Genomic DNA, 17,234 nt, shown 5'->3' with positions numbered 1-17,234 from the left:
TATGGGGAGCTTGAAGGTCATTGGTCTCGAAAAGGCGTACGGCATACGGACGCTCTTTTCACATGTGAATTTCGAAGTACAGCGTGGGGACAAGGTCGGGCTCGTCGGCGCAAACGGCACGGGCAAGACGACGCTCATGCGCATTCTGCTCGGACGTGAGGAAAGCGACGGCGGCCAGATCGTAATGGATCGTGCCGATACCGTCGGCTATGTCGAGCAGCAGGCGGTATTCTCCCATGACACGCTCTACGAAGAGCTGCGCAGCGCGTTCTCCGACCTCATTGCGCTGCGTGCGGAGAAGGAGCGCATGGAGCAGGACATTGCCGGCGGAGCGGCGAGCGAGGAGGAGCTTGCCGCATACGGGAACCTCGTGACGCGCTTCGAGGCGATGGACGGCTACGACTTCGAGAGCCGCATTCGCCGCGTTGCATTCGGACTCGGCTTCTCCGAGGCGGATCTTGCAAAGGATGTGCGCCATTTCTCCGGCGGGCAGACGACGCGCATCTGCCTTGCGAAGGCACTGCTGCGCGAGCCGGACTTTCTCTTCCTCGATGAGCCGACGAACCATCTGGACATTGGCATGATCGAGTGGCTCGAAAAATTCCTGCAATCCTATCGCGGTGGAGTCCTCCTGATCTCGCATGACCGCTACTTCCTCGACCGCGTTGCAACGCGGATATTGGAGCTTGATCACGCCGAGGTGACGGCGTACGCGGGCAACTACACGCACTATATGCGCGTGAAGAACGACCGCCGTGCGGCTCTCCTGAGTGCCTATGAGAAGCAGCAGGCGCAGATCAAGAAGACCGAGGAGTACATCAGCCGCTATCGGGCGGGTATCAAGGCGAAGCAGGCGCGTGGGCGGCAGAGCCAGCTGAATCGCCTTGAGCGCATCATGCTCCCGCCCGAGGCAGCGCGCTTCAAGTACTTTGCCTTTACGAAGCCAACGGAGTGCGCGCAGCGCGTGGCGGAGCTTGAGGACATTACATTTGCCTACCCCGGCGGGCAGCGTGTGCTCGACCGCATCTCCCTCCTCATCCGTAAGGGGGACGGCGTGGCGCTCATCGGGGAGAACGGCGTCGGAAAGACGACCCTCCTGCAGATTCTCGTCGGCGAGCTCGAGGCAAGCGGACGCCTGAAGATCGGCAGCCGCGTCAAGATCGGCTACTTCTCGCAGCAGCACGAGGGGCTTGATCCGAGCAAGACCATCCTCGATGAGATCTGCTATACATACGGACTGGACGAGGAGACGGCGCGAAACTATCTGGGCGCATTCCTCTTCCACGGCGACGACGTGCAGCGGCTCATCGGGGCACTCTCGGGCGGCGAGCAAGCACGCGTGGCATTTCTGAAACTCATGCTGACGGGCGCGAACTTCCTCGTACTGGACGAGCCGACGAACCATCTCGACATTCCCGCGCGCGAGGCGGTCGAGGAGGCGCTGATGGCGTTCCCCGGCACATTCATCGCCGTCTCGCATGACCGCTACTTCCTCGATAAGACGGCAAACTGCACGCTCGAACTGCGTGACGGGAAGATCACGGAGTATCTCGGCAACTACAGCTACTATCTGATGAAAAAGGAAGCCGAGGCAGAGGAAGCGGCAGAAGAGCGCGGGGCGGAGAAGAGGGAACGTCCCGCTCCCGCACAGGCACAGCAGCCGCGTGCGGAGAAGACGCCGCCAAAGGCAGCCGTGCATAACGCCATTCCCGCCGCGCGGCGGCAGGAGATGCTTGAGCGCACGGAGGCGGAGATTGCGATGGCGGAGGCGGAGCTCAAGGGGCTCGAGTACGAGATGAACCGCCCCGAGACCCAGCTCGATCCCGAGCGCAGCCGTGAGATCGCCGAGGCGTATGCGGCAAAGGAGCTCGAGATCACGCAGCACTATGAGAAGTGGGAGCAGCTGACGGAGGCGTGACATGGAATTTCAGCAAAATCTTGGCTTTCACTCCGCCGAGGAAGAGCTGACAGGCGTTGTCGACCATATCATCTTTTCTGCGGGAGACGGTGCGTTCTCCGTCTTTCGTCTGCGTCTAGCGCAGCAGGGGAAGTGTACCGCGACTGTGCGCGGGGCAGCGCCCCTCGTCGGTCAGGAGGTGTATCTTGCGGGCAGCTGGGTCACGCATCCGCGCTTTGGGCGCCAGTTCCAGGCGCAGCGAATGCGCGTGAGCGCGCCCACAAGTGCGGCGGGCATCGAGCGCTTTCTCGCGTCAGGTACGATCGACGGCGTTGGCCCCGCGATGGCGCGGCGCATTGTGGAGCGATTCGGCGCGGAGGCACTGCAGATCATCGAGCGCGCGCCGAGCCGCCTGAAAGAGGTCGCGGGCATCGGCCCGAAGACCGTGGAGAAGATCGTCGCCTCCTATATGCGGCAGTCCGAGCTCAGGGACATCATGCTCTGGCTCGAGGAGCACGGCGTCACGGGTGCATATGCTGCGCGCATCTTCAAGGCGGACGGTTCGCTTGCAATCGAGGTGATGGAGAAGGCGCCCTACCGTCTCGCGCAGGAGATCGACGGCATCGGCTTCATCACGGCAGATACCATCGCCGTCGCGGCAGGATGGGAGAAGAACTCCTCCGAGCGCATTGCGGCAGGGCTCTCCTATGAGCTCACGCAGATCTCCTCGGGCGGCCACTGCTGCATTCCGGAGGCCATGCTTGCAGATCGCGCGGCGCAGCGGCTCGGTGTCACGCGGACTGAGGTCATGGAGATCATCAGCCGCGAGGTGAAGATGAGCCGCCTCTATGCCGTGGATGAGATGGGCGAGAGGCTGATCTACGCGCCGCAGCTCTACAAGGCGGAGGAAATGACGGCACGCCTTCTCCTCATGCTGCAGAAGAAGGCGGATCATATTCATGTGCACGATGCGGAGTCTCTCGTTGCCGCATGGGAGTCAGATCATGCGGTCAGCCTTGCCCCCGCACAGCGCGAGGCTGTGATCGCTGCGCTCACGCACGGCGTCCTCGTCTTGACGGGCGGCCCCGGCACGGGCAAGACCACCGTTGTGCGGAGCATGATCGACATCCTCGGCGCGCAGGGGCTTGAGATCCTGCTCGCCGCGCCGACAGGGCGCGCGGCAAAGCGACTCGCGGAGGCGACGGGCTGCCCTGCCGCAACCGTGCACCGCATGCTCGAGGCGCAGGGTAGGGAGGACGGCGAGATGCGCTTCGGGCGCGACGCCGAGACACAGCTCGAGGCGGATGTCATCATCATCGACGAGGTGTCCATGATGGACATTGTGCTTATGCAGCATCTTCTCACCGCCGTGCTTCCCGGCACACACGTCATCCTCGTCGGCGACGTGGATCAGCTGCCTGCCGTCGGCCCTGGCTCCGTGCTCAAGGACATCCTGCGCTCGAACGTCATTCCGAGCGTCCGCCTCACGGAGATCTTCCGACAGAACAATACGGGCACCATTGTGCTGAATGCCCACGCAATCAATGCGGGGCGCGTGCCCTCGTTTACGGAGGCGGATTTCACATTTGTCCCCGCCGTATCGAGTGAGGATGCCGCCGCACAGATCGTCTCGCTCTGCACGCGTCTGCTGCGCGCGGGCACGGGACTCATGGACTTGCAGGTGCTCTCGCCCATGCGGCGCGAGGCGTGTGGGGTTGATCTGCTCAACCGCAGCCTACAGAATGCGCTCAATCCTGCGGGCATGGGCAAGGAGGAGGCTGCCGGCTTCCGCCTCGGCGACAAGGTCATGCAGACGCGGAACGACTATATGAAGAACGTATTCAACGGGGACATCGGGCGCATCACGAGGATTGACTCCGAGCACATGGTTGTGACCTTTGCGGAGGATATGGACATTCCCTATACGCGCGATGAGTTCGGCGCACTCACACTCGCCTATGCGATGAGCGTTCACAAGAGTCAGGGCAGCGAGTACGACATCGTCATCCTGCCACTTGTGCGCGCGCATCACATCATGCTGCAGCGGAACCTCCTCTATACCGCCGTGACGCGCGCGAAGAAGGGCGTCATCATCGTCGGCGACCGCATGGCGCTCTTTGCGGCGGTCAGCAACGACCGCACGCGCCGCCGCTACACCCTCCTCGCAGAGCGGCTGGCGGAGAAAATCTGATTCGAGATCACAAGTGTCCTTATCGGCTCACTGCGTTCGCCACTTCCCCCGTTGCGACGGGGGAGGAGGATCGCGTAAGCAGTGGAAGGGGCGTTTTGAACGCCCAATACGAACAAAAGCATAATAAAGAGCTGTTGTACGAGTCAAAACGACTTTGTGCAACAGCTCTATTTTTGATCACTTCTTTATCTCGGGCATCACAGCAGACTGCTCCGCGAGATTGTGCAGATATGCCGCAAGGTGTTCTCGTCTGCCCTCGCGTGCGAGCTGTGCAATCAACGTCGCATGGTGACTGAGATCGTGACGCATGCGCCGCGAGCTGCGCCAGATCTCCAGCATTGTATGATAGCGCGCCTCCTCTGATTTGCGGATCATCCGCTCGTGCATCTGCCGCTGATGGAGGGCATTCCCTTCCTCCGTATAGCGGGTGAGGAGATCGGACACGCGAAGATACTGGATGAGGGCGAACGGGAGCAGCAGGCGCGCGGCAATGATGGTCGGACGGACGGAGCTGCTCGACGGATCGGCAGCAACTGCGAGCGCAATGAGGATCAGCTCATAGCCGCAGAGGTACATCCAGAGCCTCCAGTCATCCACACGGAGCATGGGCGTGAGCAGATGGCGGATCGTATGCAGCGCAGCAGGCAGAACGAGGAGGAAGAACATCGGGATCAGCAGACATTTCCACAGCCCATGCGGCAGCCCCTCGCCGAAGAAGATCTCCATCGTCGTCCCGAGCGTCGATGCAAGCAGGAGGAGCGGATAGACGAGCAGCGCAATCGACAGGATGCGCAGTGGATGATCGCGGATCACCGCCGTCATATAGAGGAGGGCGAGCGGGCGGCACAGGAGCGCGGTCAGGGACATATCCAATGTGGATGACATCTGTATAGTCATCGTCAAGGAGAGCAGGAGAAGATAGCCGATGATGACGTATGACCGCCTAAAACTTAGACGTTTGCGAAAAAAATAGAAAATCAGGAGATCAAAGGGGGGCGCGCATACAAGTGTATGCAGCAGCCGAATTTCAAAATCACTCATGATATATCGTCTGCCTTCCCGTACTGATCGCTGCTTCCTACAGAAGAGATCTCTCTGTGCGCGCCCATTGCCGCAGTTAGTGTTATATCGACTGCGAAGAGACCGTCCTCGACCGTGACCTCCATCGTGCCGTCATAGCGCGCAAGACTTGTGCGAATGCTTTCCAGCCCTATGCCATGCTCGCTGTGGGCGCGCTTGGACGAGAGCAGATTGCCGTCCGCATCATAGCGCAGCGTGCCGTCAAAGCTGTTGTCCATCGTCAGAAAGAGCAAATCTGCCTGATGTACGAGTGCGAGACGAAGAATACGCTTTGTTCCCGGGGCAAGGCTCTCCATCGCCTCTGCTGCATTGCGGAGGAGATTGCCGAGGATGGCTGTCAGATCGAGCGGGTCGATGGGATTCTCCGTACCGATCTCGATGCGGTACTCCGTACGTGCGCCCAGACGATCAAAGACAGGCTGCCAGTAACCGATGAGGATGTTCACAATTTCATTTGCACAGACAGGAGCATAGCTCGTGTTAATCTGCGCAGCAGCATCGCGCATCAGCTGCTCGATGCCCGCATAGTCCTCGTACGCGAGCTTTTCCTCTGCTTCTTCAATCAGCTCTGTGAACTGCGCGCGAAAAATTCGTGTCACACGTTCGTTTTCCTCCATTTGCACCGCATTCTGGCGCGTGATCTCCGCCATCTCTGCCTCGTGTGCAAGCTGCTCGCGCAGCGCGCGCTGCCGCAGGCGTTCGTTCATGGCGTAGAGGGCCAGCCCAATGCAGCAGAATGCGCCGATTGCCGCACTCAGACGGACGAAAAGCGCCGTATTTGTTCGCAGCTCATTGAACGGAGACAGGAGAATAGTGAGCACCAGGATGAGCGTACCAAGCCATGCGAGCGGCTTCCAGACGGCGTCGAAGGAGTCATCTGCGAGCAGCGGATCGGCGACTGTACGCCCGTAGTACAGGCAGAACGGAGCGATGACGAGCAGGCTTGCGAGGATGAGCAGCCCTGAGAGCAGGAATGGGATCTCAAATACAGGATAGGCATCCTCGATGGCAAAGACTGCCGTCTGCATACCGAACCAGAGGAGACCGAGCGGGGCGATGATGCAGATCTGCTTGGCAATCGGCACGCGCGTCACTGCAACCAGATAGAAGAAGATAAAGAAGAGAAACGGAAAGGCGATGCGCCGCGAGAAGACCGTGACCGCCTCGATCTGGATGACTGCCTCGATGCCGATGAGCACGAGCAGCCCCGCGATAACCAACTGCGGGGAAAAGCGCAGATAGCGGCGGAAGAGATAGAGACGGATCAGATTCCCGGGCAGAACGTGGACAATCGTATAGAACAGCGTCACCATTGGAACGGCGAGCGGATGCTGCAACAACTCAAATGTAATCGGCAGATTCATGAATCCTCTCCTATATACAGACGGAGAAAGCGGAGTGCCTCGTCATGCAGAATATTTCAGGGCGTAAACCCTGCGCGCATCTTCCGCAGCATATAGGTGCGGTATTCCTGACCGACCTCGCTTGTGCGGCGCGTTGCAATGGGGAGGAGAGTCCCGTCCATGAGCAGGACTCCATCCGATGTCAGCTGGCGTATATAGTCCATATTGATCAGCAGACTGCGGTGGCAGGACAGGAAAACCGGCAGAGGCTCCAAGAGCTCGCGTGCGCGTGCCATCGTCATATAGGGGGCGAGCGTCGTACCGTCCGCCAGATGGAAGGAGCAGCGCCGTCCGTTGGCATCGACATAGCGGATCTGTTCGATTGGTATGCGCTGCTCCGTATAGTCAATGGTGAGCGCGATCGTCGGGCGATCCTTCTTAAAAAATGGCGTGCGTGCGAGCGCCTCGCGGACACCTTCCTCCGTCACGGGCTTGATGAGATAGTGCGACGCTGTCACATCGAACGCCTCGACCGCGTGCTCGCGGCTCGATGTCACGAAGATGATTGCGCAGCTTGTATTGAAGGAGCGCAGAATCTGAGCCGTACGGATGCCCGTGCGCTCCTTCAGATAGATGTCGAGAAAAACAATGTCAGCGCGTGCGGAGGACATATGCGCGAGGAACCTCCTCTCGTCCGTGAACGCGCGGATCATGGGGCGCGGCGTTTGCTCCGCGCAGACGGTATCAATCATCGTGCAGAGCGCATGCAGATCATCAGCATTATCGTCCAGTACAGCAATCTTCATATAAGAACCTCCTTCTTCGCCTTAAAATATTCTATGAAAAAGTATTGAGATGCGCAAGTCCAATTTAAAACCTTTTGCGTTCATGACATACTTTCAGCGTTTATGACAACTTTTATTGAATTTTTTCTTATATATGAGAAAATAATGATAGTATAAGCAAATGTATCCTACGGGCATATTGTACTTTTATCTCAGAGAGTGGTGGAAATAATGCGTTGCGAGATTGCATTCGGTGTGGACGCGCGTTATGTGAAGTATGCGGGCATCGCCATGACATCCGTTGCCATGCAGAGCGAGGAGGCGAATGTTGGATTCCACCTCGTCTGCGACGGGATTGCGGACGCAGATCGCAAACGTCTGGACGCATTCCGCGCCGCCTTTCCATGGACGGACGTCCACATCTATGACGCGCGTGCGGCGTTGGACGAGATCTCCTTCCCGCGCGGCATATCGCCCGAGCGGATCAATCGCAGCGTGTTCACGCGGATTCTCATGCCCGAACTCGTGCCGCAGAGCCTTGACCGCATCCTCTACCTTGACGCCGATACCCTCTGCGTTGGGCATATGGGGGCGTTCTGGTCACTCGATCTCGCGGGTGCGCCTCTCGCTGCCGCACCCGAGGGAGAGGCGCAGCGGAAGGCGGCGCGGATCGGCATGAAGGGATGGTCGTATTTCAATGCGGGCGTCATGCTCATCGACCTCGCGCGTTGGCGCGCACAGCAGCTTACGGCGTATACGCTCGCGGCATGGGAGGAGTACGGCGCATCATTCCCGCTGCTCGAGCAGGATGCACTCAACTATGTACTGGACGGGGAGTTCCTGCCGATCGGGCGGAAATATGTGCAGATGATGGATGCCTTTGCGCCGTGGGACGTGGACTTCTCCGCGCAGTACACGATCTGGCATTTTCTCAACGAGGGAAAGCCGTGGATTCGCTATGCAGACCCGCGCGTGCGTGAGGCATATTGGCAGGTTGTGCGCGGATCGCCGTGGAGCGATCTCACGCCCTCTGAGCCGTGGGAGACGCGCATCGCCTACCTCGCGGGCTGTCATGCCGAGGCGGCAGAGGACTACCCTGCGGCGGCGCATTACTTTCACGCGGCGGCGGAGCGACTGATGGAGTTCTATCTGGAACAGACGAGCAGGATCAATCAATCGGGACAGGAGCATTGAACATGAAGACGAATGCAGACAACAAACAGGTGCGCCTCGGCACACAGATCGCCCTTGCACTCACTCTTGGCACGGCACTTGTGCCAACGACCGCACTCGCCGCACCGATCACCGCGTCCCAGACCTATATGACAAGTACGACGGTGACGGAGGATGTCGATATTTCGGGCGGTACGATTGCCGTGGAGGGGGTCAATGATGATTCGACAGGACAGCATGAAAACCGCACGGTCGAGCTCAAGGGAAGCAATATCAAAATCCTGAATCCGACGGGCAGCGTCCTCACCGCACTCAGCCGCGGTGACGGTACAATGGATTTTTCGGGAGTTCTGACCGTCAATCCCGATCGTACGGGGAAGGTCGAGCTGCACGGTGACATTCTTGTTGATAGGCGCGATAACAGCAATTCCAGCATTTCTTACAGAGGCGGCTATGTCAATCTCTATCTGAAGCGAGGGGACTCCTACTTTGCGGGTGGGATTACCGAAGTAAAAGACGTGGGGAACAATGTGATCCCGCTGCATAAACGCGGCGGCGTGCGCCTCGAACTCTCGGAAGGAGCAACGTGGTATCCCAAACGGGACAACTATACACTCTTCAACCCGGATAATCCATCGGAGAACTTCAGTTTTAAGCCGGATTGGAGTGAAGATCAGAGCAAGCCGGTAGGCTTCCACCTTTCGGCGAACGGCGGCGTGATCGACATGGCATTTGCCGCGCCGAACGAAAGGCGTCCGAACACTGTTCCCGTAGGAGAGCGCACGCTGACCTTTAACAATACGCGTGCGGCACTGGATGGTGCGACCTTCCGCATCTCCACGAACCTCACGGATAACAAGGCGGATAAGGTCGTGCTGAACGGCGTTACAGGAGCGGGCAATCAGTACAAGCTGCAAGTCGCCTTCGATCCGAAGATGAACGATGCCGTAGATAAGACGAACCATGTGATCGCGCCCACGGTCGCGGGCGGCGTTGAGGTATTCAACTCATCCAATGGGAGCGATACGGTCACAGCTCCTGAGTACAAGACGCGGAAAGCCGTTGCGGCGGGACTGCTGCTGAAAGACTTCAACGTCAAGCCGACGCTCAGTGAGTCGACGGATGGAGCCGGCAGGAAGATTGTGCGCGTGACCAAGATCGAGGTAACGGATGCGGATGCGAATCCGACACCACCGACGCCGCAGCCGCAGCCACCGACGCCGCAGCCGCCACAGCCACCACAGCCACCGACGCCGCAGCCACCGACGCCACAGCCGCCGATACCACAGCCACCACCCCCCGGCCCCGCGCTGCGCACGGCTGACCTCCTCATGGACATGGCGCTCGCACACCTGAGCGCATGGCGCGGCGAGAACAACGATCTCCATCGGCGCATGGGCGCGCTGCGTGCGGGAGGGGAGTCCGGCGCATGGGTGCGTGGTTACGGCGGCAGGAACGAGTTCGGCAGCTACCCCACGGCGGGGCGCTACAGCGGCGTACAGCTCGGCATTGACCGCGCCGTCGTATTGAAGAGCGGCACACTCTTCACAGGGGTCGCCGCCTCGATGATGAACGGCAGCGCGCGCAATAGTGATCTCGACGGCAGCTATCGTTCGCATTTCTTCGGTGCGTACGGCAGCTATATGGGAAAGCACGGCGACTACATCGACGCGATTGTAAAATACGGCCGCATGACCAGCGACGCGACCGCTGTCTTTGACGGCACGGCGTACACGGGCGGCTTCGGCGTGAACGGCTGGAACATCTCCGTCGAATACGGGCGGCGGATGCCCCTGCGTGAGCATTTCTACTGGACGCCACAGGTCGAGCTGAACTATGGACGCATCGGCGCGGCAGACTACACGATGCGTGCAGGTTCTTTGCCGGGGGCGCACATCGCAAACGATGCCGTCACCTCCCTCATCGGACGCATCGGCACGCAGATCGGCTACGAGGATGAGCGCGGCACAGTCTATCTGAAGCTCGGCTTCCTGCATGAGTTCAAGGGGGACCTCCACATGCGCGCGGCATATGGCTCCACCTCCATTGACCGCAGCTACGCGGCGCGGGACAGCTACTTTGAGTACGGACTCGGCTTTGCGCGGCGCGTCGGCAGCGCGGATCTCTACGGCGAGATCAGCCGCACGGCGGGCGCAGATGTCATCAGTGAGAAATGGAAGGCGAATCTCGGCGTGCGTGTCGGATTCTAATAAAATGTTTAGGAGATGTTTGAAATGAAAAGAGAAGCACGTCATATTCACGGATCTAGCCTGCGCTGCGCACTTCCACTGGCAGCGGCACTGCTCATGCCGAGCACCGTCTTTGCTGCGACGAATCTGCCGCCGTCGGATGCGGGGCAGATTGGGGCGATCACCCCCAAGGACGCGCTTGAGAGTAGTCTGCCCGTGACGGAGGGCACAGCGGGCAGCGCATCATTCCGCCTCGCGCGCATCGACATCACGCAGGACGGCACGCAGCTGAATGCGGACGAGCTCAGCCGCAAGGCAGCGCGCTATACGGAGCGCACCATCTCCGAGGCGGAGCTGAACACGCTCATCGGCGACCTCACCGCCTACGCACGCAGCCACGGCTATCCCGCAGCCGCCGCCTACCTTCCGCCGCAGACGAATGCGGACGGCGCACTCCGGATCCGCATCCTCGCGGGACGCTACGGGAATATCAACATCGAAAACAGCGCCGCGATTGACGACGGACAGATTCGTCGCCTCGCGCACGCGCTCCACACGGGCGCACCCATCGAGGGATGTCGCCTCGAGAAGGCTCTCTATAACATCGCCGCCCTCAGCGGCGTGGAGGCGGCGGGGCTGCTCTCGCCGGGCGCAGCGTTCGGCACGAGCGACCTCACCATCCGTGTGAAGGATGGAAAGCGGCAGAGTTTCGTCCTCTACAGCGAGAACTATGGGAGCAAGACCTCGGGACGCTATCGCTACGGCGTGCAGGTTGGACTCTCGAACCTCACTAAGAGTGGCGACCGTCTGAGTCTCGGCGCAATGATCTCGAACGTGGATCTGAGGAACTACAGTCTCACCTATACCCGCCCCGTCGGCGTAGACGGCACCGTGCTCGGATTCGGTGTCAGCCGCATGAACTACGAGCTTGCGGGGGCATTTCGCCGCCTCGGTGCGACGGGACAAGCCGACACCGTCAGCCTGTTCGGAACGACGCCGCTCCTGCGCACGAGCAGAGACAGCCTGAGCTTCACCTACGGATGGGACTATCGCAAACTCGAGGACGAATACAAGAATGTCGGCATGACCCTCGAAAAGCACAGCAACACCGCCCGTCTCGGCGTGCGCGGCGAGATGAACCGCGCGCGCACACATCTCACCTATGACCTCACGGCATACCATGGGACGATTGCATCAGATTCGCGGATGGCAGAGCTGCAGATGCGGCGCGCCGGCACAGAGGGCAGCTTCACCAAGGGCGTGCTGAATCTCGGCGTGCGGCAGGAACTTGGGGCTCGGTGGCATCTGAACCTCAAGACGCAGATGCAGGCGGCGGGGGACAACCTCGACAGCTCCGAGGAGATCTACCTCGGCGGGGCAAACGGCGTGCGCGCCTACCCGCAGGGCGAGGGCTCAGGCGACAGCGGCTATCTCGCGAGCGCGGAGCTCGTCTATCGGACGGGCGTACCGTATCTCGACCTCAGCACCTACTATGACACGGGACATGTGGTATACGCGCACGACGGCGCGGACGGCGGCACGACACTCAGCGGATGGGGCGTTGGCGTCAGCTACAGCCGCCCCGGCGACTACTTCCTGCGGCTCGACTGGGCGCGGCGCATCGGACTCGCACGGAACGCGAGCGAGGAGGCACAGGCAAAGAACCGCCTCTGGTTTATGATTGGTAAAGTGTGGTAATGAATCGTAGAGAAAGGATAAGGGAAATGAAAGCAACATCGAACGCACATCTGCGCCGCAAACTCCTCTGTGCCCTCGTTGCGGGCGCACTCGCCGCCCCCTTTGCCGCGCCGCACGCGTATGCGCTGCCCATCGAGGGCGCACACGCCGCGACGAATGCGGGGGAGGCGAATATCTCCACGAGCGGCACAGTCATGGACATCGTCGGCAAGACCGAGCATAACGTGCTCCGCTGGGAGGACTTCTCCGTTGAGCAGAACGAGAAGGTGCGTTTCGATAACGGCGCACAGTCAAAGGACTATCTGAACCTCGTCACGGGCGAGGGCGCGTCGAACATCTACGGCACGATCGAGGGCGGCAGGAACGTCTACCTCGTGAATCCGCACGGCATTCTCTTCGCCGCAGGGTCACAGGTGAATACAGGCGCACTTTACCTCTCGACGGCAAAACCCGAAGACATTGCGGCGGCGACGAGCACATTCAAGACAAACGGCACAAGTCCGCTCTCTGCGACCGCGCAGACGGGCGACGTGCTGAACCTCGGTACGGTAAAGGCGAGCAAACTCTACATCGAGGGCAAGAACGTCACCGTCCTGAATACCGATGCTGTGAAGGATGCAAACGGCGCGGCACTCACGGGCAGCGCGGTCACCATCCGCAGCGCCGAGACGCCGCATATCGGCTACGATGTCGGGCATAAAACGACGGAGAACATCGACGTGAACGGCGCAGCGACGCCGTATCAGGTTTTCGACTACGCGAGCACGAATGCCGACCATCACAAGGCATCTGCAAGCGCACGCGGATGGGATGTAGCGAACCTCGGCGGCACGGCGCATACGGACTATGACTATATGTGCGTGCACGACGTCTACGACCTGCAGAATATCAATGCGAAACGGGATGGCAGATACATCCTCGCGGGCGACATCGACGCGACGGCGACAACGCATTGGAACAGCGGCGAGGGCTTTGCGCCGCTTGGAAATGAGGACAACGTATTTACGGGACGATTTGACGGCGTAGGACACACGATTACAGCGCTTCATATCCGTTGGGATAAGCACTATATCGGGCTGTTTGGCTACACCGGCGGGGCACGCATTGAGAATCTCTCCCTCAAGAATGCCCACGTGGAGGGAGCAGCGCATACCGGCGGCATTGTGGGATATGCAGACAGCACTATGATTCGGAACGTCTCATACGCCGGCAGTGTGGTTGGGAATCAGAACGTCGGCGGCATTGCGGGAGATGTATCAGGCGGCAGTATTCAGAATGCATGGAATGCGGGCACGGTCAGCGTGAGGAGTCAGTTCCTTGCCGGCGGCATTGTGGGGAGAGCAATGTACAACGCTGTGATTCAGAATGTCTGCAATACGGGCGCTATCACAGGGCGGATGTATATCGGCGGCATTGTAGGAGGGACGGGGTACAACTGTACCATTCAGAATGCATGGAATACAGGGGCGGTCACAGGGAGTACGCTGGTCGGCGGTATTGTGGGAGGAATGCAGAACGACTGTATCGTTCAGAATGTATGGAATACGGGGACGGTCACAGGGAATCAGAAGGTCGGCGGCATTGTGGGGGAGGCAGACGGCGGCAGCATTCGCCATGCTGTATGGAAGACGGGCAGCGCAGGGCAGGCAGTTGGCGCATTGAGCAATGGGGCTGACGTGACGACGGATGTCAAGGTCGCTCCCGAGGCACAGATGAAGTTGGCGGCGACATACACGGATTGGAAGGACGCGAACGGCACCGCCCTCGTCGCGACCGAGGGCGGTGTAGGCACGCCGTGGCGCATCTACGAGGGCAAGACCATGCCGCTGCTCACGGGACTGATGAAGGGCACAAAGCGCCTTGAGAAAGTCTATGACGGCAATGTCTTTGCGACAACAGACCCGCACATCACCCTCGTCCATCCGGGGAAGGATGTCGGCACATACGATGCCTACAGTGACCAGCTCGGCTATGACCTCATCGGCGGCGCGACCATCAAGCCGAAGTCGCTGACGCTCGGCTTTACGAGCGGCACGCGCTTTAACAAGATCTACGACGGCAATGTAAACGTCACGCGGACGCTCACGAAGGGGACGAACTATAGTCTTACGGGCTTTGTCGGCAGCGAGGGCGCGGATGTCGAACTGGCGGGTGCTGTCACAGGTGCGTATGCAGACAAGAACGCAGGCAGGGATAAAGAAGTGACGTTCCAAAATCTCGCGCTCACGGGCACGGGTGCGGGCAACTATACCATCACCAAGGCGCAGGGCGTGGGGACAATCGCGCCGAAGCAGCTGAACCTTGCACTGACGAGCGGCGCACGCTTTGACAAGACCTATGATGGAAACAACAGGGTCACGCAGTCGCTCACAAAGGGGACGAACTATACCCTCACGAATTTTGTCACGGGCGATGGCACGGGCATCGAACTCTCTGCCGTCACAGGAAAATACGCCGACAAGAATGCCGCCGCAGACAAAGCCGTCACCTTTGGCGGACTGACGCTCACAGGCACGGGCGCGGGGAACTACACGCTCGACAAGACTGCGCTCACGGGCACAGGCACGATCGCGCAGCGCGAGCTGACGCTCGGCACGGTGGCGGGGCAGACCTTTGACAAGGTATACGACGGCACGACGAATGCGGGCGACGCGCTGAAAAAGGGCGAGAACTACACCCTCTCGAACTTTGTGGACGGCGAGGGCGCGGATATCACGGTCACGAGCACGGGCACGGGCAGCTATGCGGACAAGAACGTCGGCACACACGCGGTGAACTACACGGGGCTGACCCTCACGGGTGCGGGCGCGGGCAACTATCGTCTGAATACGGCGACGCTCACGGGCACAGGCAGAATCACGCCGCGCACGCTGACGCTCACCGCCGCGCCGCAGAGCATTGTGCAGGGCGCGCCGCTGCCCTCCTTCACGGGACGTGCGGAGGGCTTCGTCGAGGGTGAAGATGCGTCCGTATTCGGTCCGGGGGGTATCACCTTTGGAACGTCGGCCGCCAATACCAACACGCCGGGCGGCTACGGAATTATTGGCCGCGTTGGGGGCGTCAGTGATGGTGTTTTCGGCAACTACCGCATTACGCAGGCGGCGGGCAATGCGACTGCATTTAGCATCTCTGCGCCCATTGCAGGTGGTGTCCTTGCCGCACTCGTGCAGGATGCAGCGCCGCGCTTTGATATGGGCTTCGGGCAGGAGGTCTATGTATTCGGCTTGCCGCGTCCCATCCCCACGGCAACGCTCGGCATCTATCGCTTCGATGCGGAACGTGCCTTCGAGATTCAGGGCTTGCGCCTTTGATGGGCGCATCCCCGTGCTTTCTTAAGGAATTGCTGATACAAGGAGGCCTCCCGTTGAAGATAAAAGAAAAACACGCGCACTTTGGACTTGCCGTACCTCTTGCGGCGGTGCTTCTGCTGCCGAGCACAGGCTTTGCAGCGACGAATTTGCCGCAGTCCGATGCGCATCTGCCCGAAAAGGTACAAGAATCACCCGCAGCGGCGATCGGCAAAGTGTGGTAGAGCACTTTTCTCATACCGTGCCTTACAAAAAAACAAGGAATCCCTGCACATGCAAGGACTCCTCGTTTTTCATAAAACATTTTATGAAAATAAGAAAAGGATTGTTGACTGTTTTCGCGTTCATGACATACTTTCGGCGTTTATGACCAACTTTGTTGATATTTCTCTCAAATGTGAGAAAATATTGATAGGATCTATAGTCCTTTCGTATCAGTAAAGCGGAGGAAAATGATGGCCTATGAAATTGCGTTTGGCGTCGACACAGGCTATGTAAAATACGCGGGCATCGTCATGACCTCCATTGCCGCAGAGAATGCGGGGGAGGAGATAGCTATCACACCGCATTTCTACTGGACACCACAGGTCGAGCTGAACTATGGACGCATCGGCGCGGCAGACTACACGATGCGTGCAGGTTCTTTGCCGGGGGCTCACATCGCAAACGATGCCGTCACCACACTCGTCGGGCGCGTTGGCACACAGATTGGCTGCGAGGACGAGCACGGCACAGTCTATCTGAAACTCGGCTATCTGCGCGAGTTCAAGGGCGATCTCCACATGCGGGCGCAGTATGGATCGACCTCCATTGACCGCAGCTACACGGCACGGGACAGCTATTTTGAGTATGGACTGGGCTTTACACGGCGTGTCGGCAGAGCGGACATCTACGGTGAGCTCAGCCGTACGGCGGGCGCGGATGCCATTCGTGAGAAATGGAAGGCGAATCTCGGTGTTCGCATCGAGTTCTAATCGTATACTTTTTGAAACAAGAAAGGTCGAAGCAATATGAAAACATCATCGAAGAAGCAGCTGCGCCGCAAACTCCTCTGTGCCCTCGTTGCGGGCGCACTCGCCGCCCCCTTTGCCGCGCAGACGGCGTATGCTCTGCCCATCGAGGGCGCGAATGCCGCGGCGAACAAGACCGAGGCAGACATCTCCATCACAGGCACGACTATGGACATCGCGGGCAAGACGGAGCACAATATCCTCAAATGGGAGGACTTCTCCATTGAGCAGAACGAGAAGGTGCGCTTCGACGGCGGCAGCCAGACGCGCGACTATCTGAACCTCGTCACGGGCGAGGGCGCGTCGAACATCTACGGCACGATCGAGGGCGGCAGGAACGTCTACCTCGTCAACCCGCACGGCATCCTCTTCGCCAAAGGCTCTGAGGTCAATACGGGTGCGCTCTATCTCTCGGCGGCGAATGTCGACGCTGTTGCAAGCGCAGTGGGTACATCATGGGGGGGTAATAGTCCACTCTCAGCGACCGCGCAGATGGGCGACGTGCTGAACCTCGGCACGGTAAAGACGAGCAAACTCTACATCGAGGGCAAGAACGTCAC

General features: G+C 59.6%; 12 protein-coding genes. 9 read left to right on the top strand and 3 right to left on the bottom strand.

What is annotated here, in order from left to right; all coding sequences use genetic code 11:
- Position 1 precedes the first annotated feature (1 nt).
- Together HMPREF9163_RS03505 and HMPREF9163_RS03500 are read left to right on the top strand one after the other, a co-directional pair.
- Complete coding sequence (locus HMPREF9163_RS03505) at positions 2-1,918, top strand: ABC-F family ATP-binding cassette domain-containing protein (protein WP_037345854.1); 1,917 nt, start codon at positions 2-4, stop codon at positions 1,916-1,918.
- A gap of 1 nt (position 1,919) precedes the next feature.
- A complete protein-coding gene (locus tag HMPREF9163_RS03500) occupies positions 1,920-4,088 on the top strand; it encodes an ATP-dependent RecD-like DNA helicase (protein ID WP_009440280.1) in 2,169 nt (722 codons plus the stop codon).
- A 177-nt stretch (positions 4,089-4,265) separates the two neighbouring features.
- Here HMPREF9163_RS03500 and HMPREF9163_RS03495 read toward each other — a convergent pair whose 3' ends face one another.
- From HMPREF9163_RS03495 to HMPREF9163_RS03485, 3 genes are read right to left on the bottom strand one after another with little or no spacing between them, the layout of a single operon-like run.
- Positions 4,266-5,129 (bottom strand): hypothetical protein, encoded by an 864-nt coding sequence (locus HMPREF9163_RS03495; protein ID WP_009440279.1) that lies wholly within the window; start codon positions 5,127-5,129, stop codon positions 4,266-4,268.
- Positions 5,126-6,532, bottom strand: a complete 1,407-nt coding sequence (locus HMPREF9163_RS03490) for an ATP-binding protein (RefSeq protein ID WP_009440278.1) — start codon at positions 6,530-6,532, stop codon at positions 5,126-5,128. Before HMPREF9163_RS03490 ends, HMPREF9163_RS03495 begins: the two co-directional genes overlap by 4 nt.
- Before the next feature lie 56 nt (positions 6,533-6,588).
- The gene (locus HMPREF9163_RS03485) at positions 6,589-7,317 is read right to left on the bottom strand and encodes a LytTR family DNA-binding domain-containing protein (protein WP_009440277.1); all 729 of its coding nucleotides are present in this window, start codon (positions 7,315-7,317) and stop codon (positions 6,589-6,591) included.
- Between the two features lie 210 nt (positions 7,318-7,527).
- On the opposite strand from HMPREF9163_RS03485, the gene HMPREF9163_RS03480 reads away from it, so the two are divergent.
- From HMPREF9163_RS03480 to HMPREF9163_RS12315, 7 genes are all read left to right on the top strand, one after another.
- A complete protein-coding gene (locus HMPREF9163_RS03480) occupies positions 7,528-8,490 on the top strand; it encodes a glycosyltransferase family 8 protein (RefSeq protein WP_009440276.1) in 963 nt (320 codons plus the stop codon).
- 2 nt (positions 8,491-8,492) lie between these two features.
- Positions 8,493-10,679, top strand: coding sequence for an autotransporter outer membrane beta-barrel domain-containing protein (locus HMPREF9163_RS03475; RefSeq protein ID WP_009440275.1), 2,187 nt, complete (start codon positions 8,493-8,495; stop codon positions 10,677-10,679).
- A gap of 24 nt (positions 10,680-10,703) precedes the next feature.
- On the top strand, positions 10,704-12,356 hold the full coding sequence (locus tag HMPREF9163_RS03470) for a ShlB/FhaC/HecB family hemolysin secretion/activation protein (RefSeq protein ID WP_037345849.1): 1,653 nt from the start codon (positions 10,704-10,706) through the stop codon (positions 12,354-12,356).
- A gap of 26 nt (positions 12,357-12,382) precedes the next feature.
- Positions 12,383-15,667 carry a YDG domain-containing protein gene (locus HMPREF9163_RS03465; RefSeq protein ID WP_037345847.1) on the top strand — a complete coding sequence of 1,095 codons (3,285 nt, stop codon included), beginning with the start codon at positions 12,383-12,385 and terminating at the stop codon, positions 15,665-15,667.
- 53 nt (positions 15,668-15,720) lie between these two features.
- Positions 15,721-15,888, top strand: a complete 168-nt coding sequence (locus HMPREF9163_RS12025; RefSeq protein WP_157049409.1) for a hypothetical protein — start codon at positions 15,721-15,723, stop codon at positions 15,886-15,888.
- Positions 15,889-16,116: 228 nt separating this feature from the next.
- On the top strand, positions 16,117-16,638 hold the full coding sequence (locus tag HMPREF9163_RS03460; protein WP_009440270.1) for an autotransporter outer membrane beta-barrel domain-containing protein: 522 nt from the start codon (positions 16,117-16,119) through the stop codon (positions 16,636-16,638).
- Positions 16,639-16,674: 36 nt separating this feature from the next.
- A partial coding sequence (locus HMPREF9163_RS12315; RefSeq protein ID WP_009440269.1) for a filamentous hemagglutinin N-terminal domain-containing protein occupies positions 16,675-17,234 on the top strand: 560 nt, incomplete at its 3' end.

It is taken from the genome of Selenomonas sp. oral taxon 138 str. F0429 (assembly GCF_000318175.2).
Classification (GTDB): domain Bacteria; phylum Bacillota; class Negativicutes; order Selenomonadales; family Selenomonadaceae; genus Centipeda; species Centipeda timonae.
The sequence above is the reverse complement of the archived record's forward strand: the minus strand, read 5'-3'. Positions and strand labels throughout refer to the sequence as shown.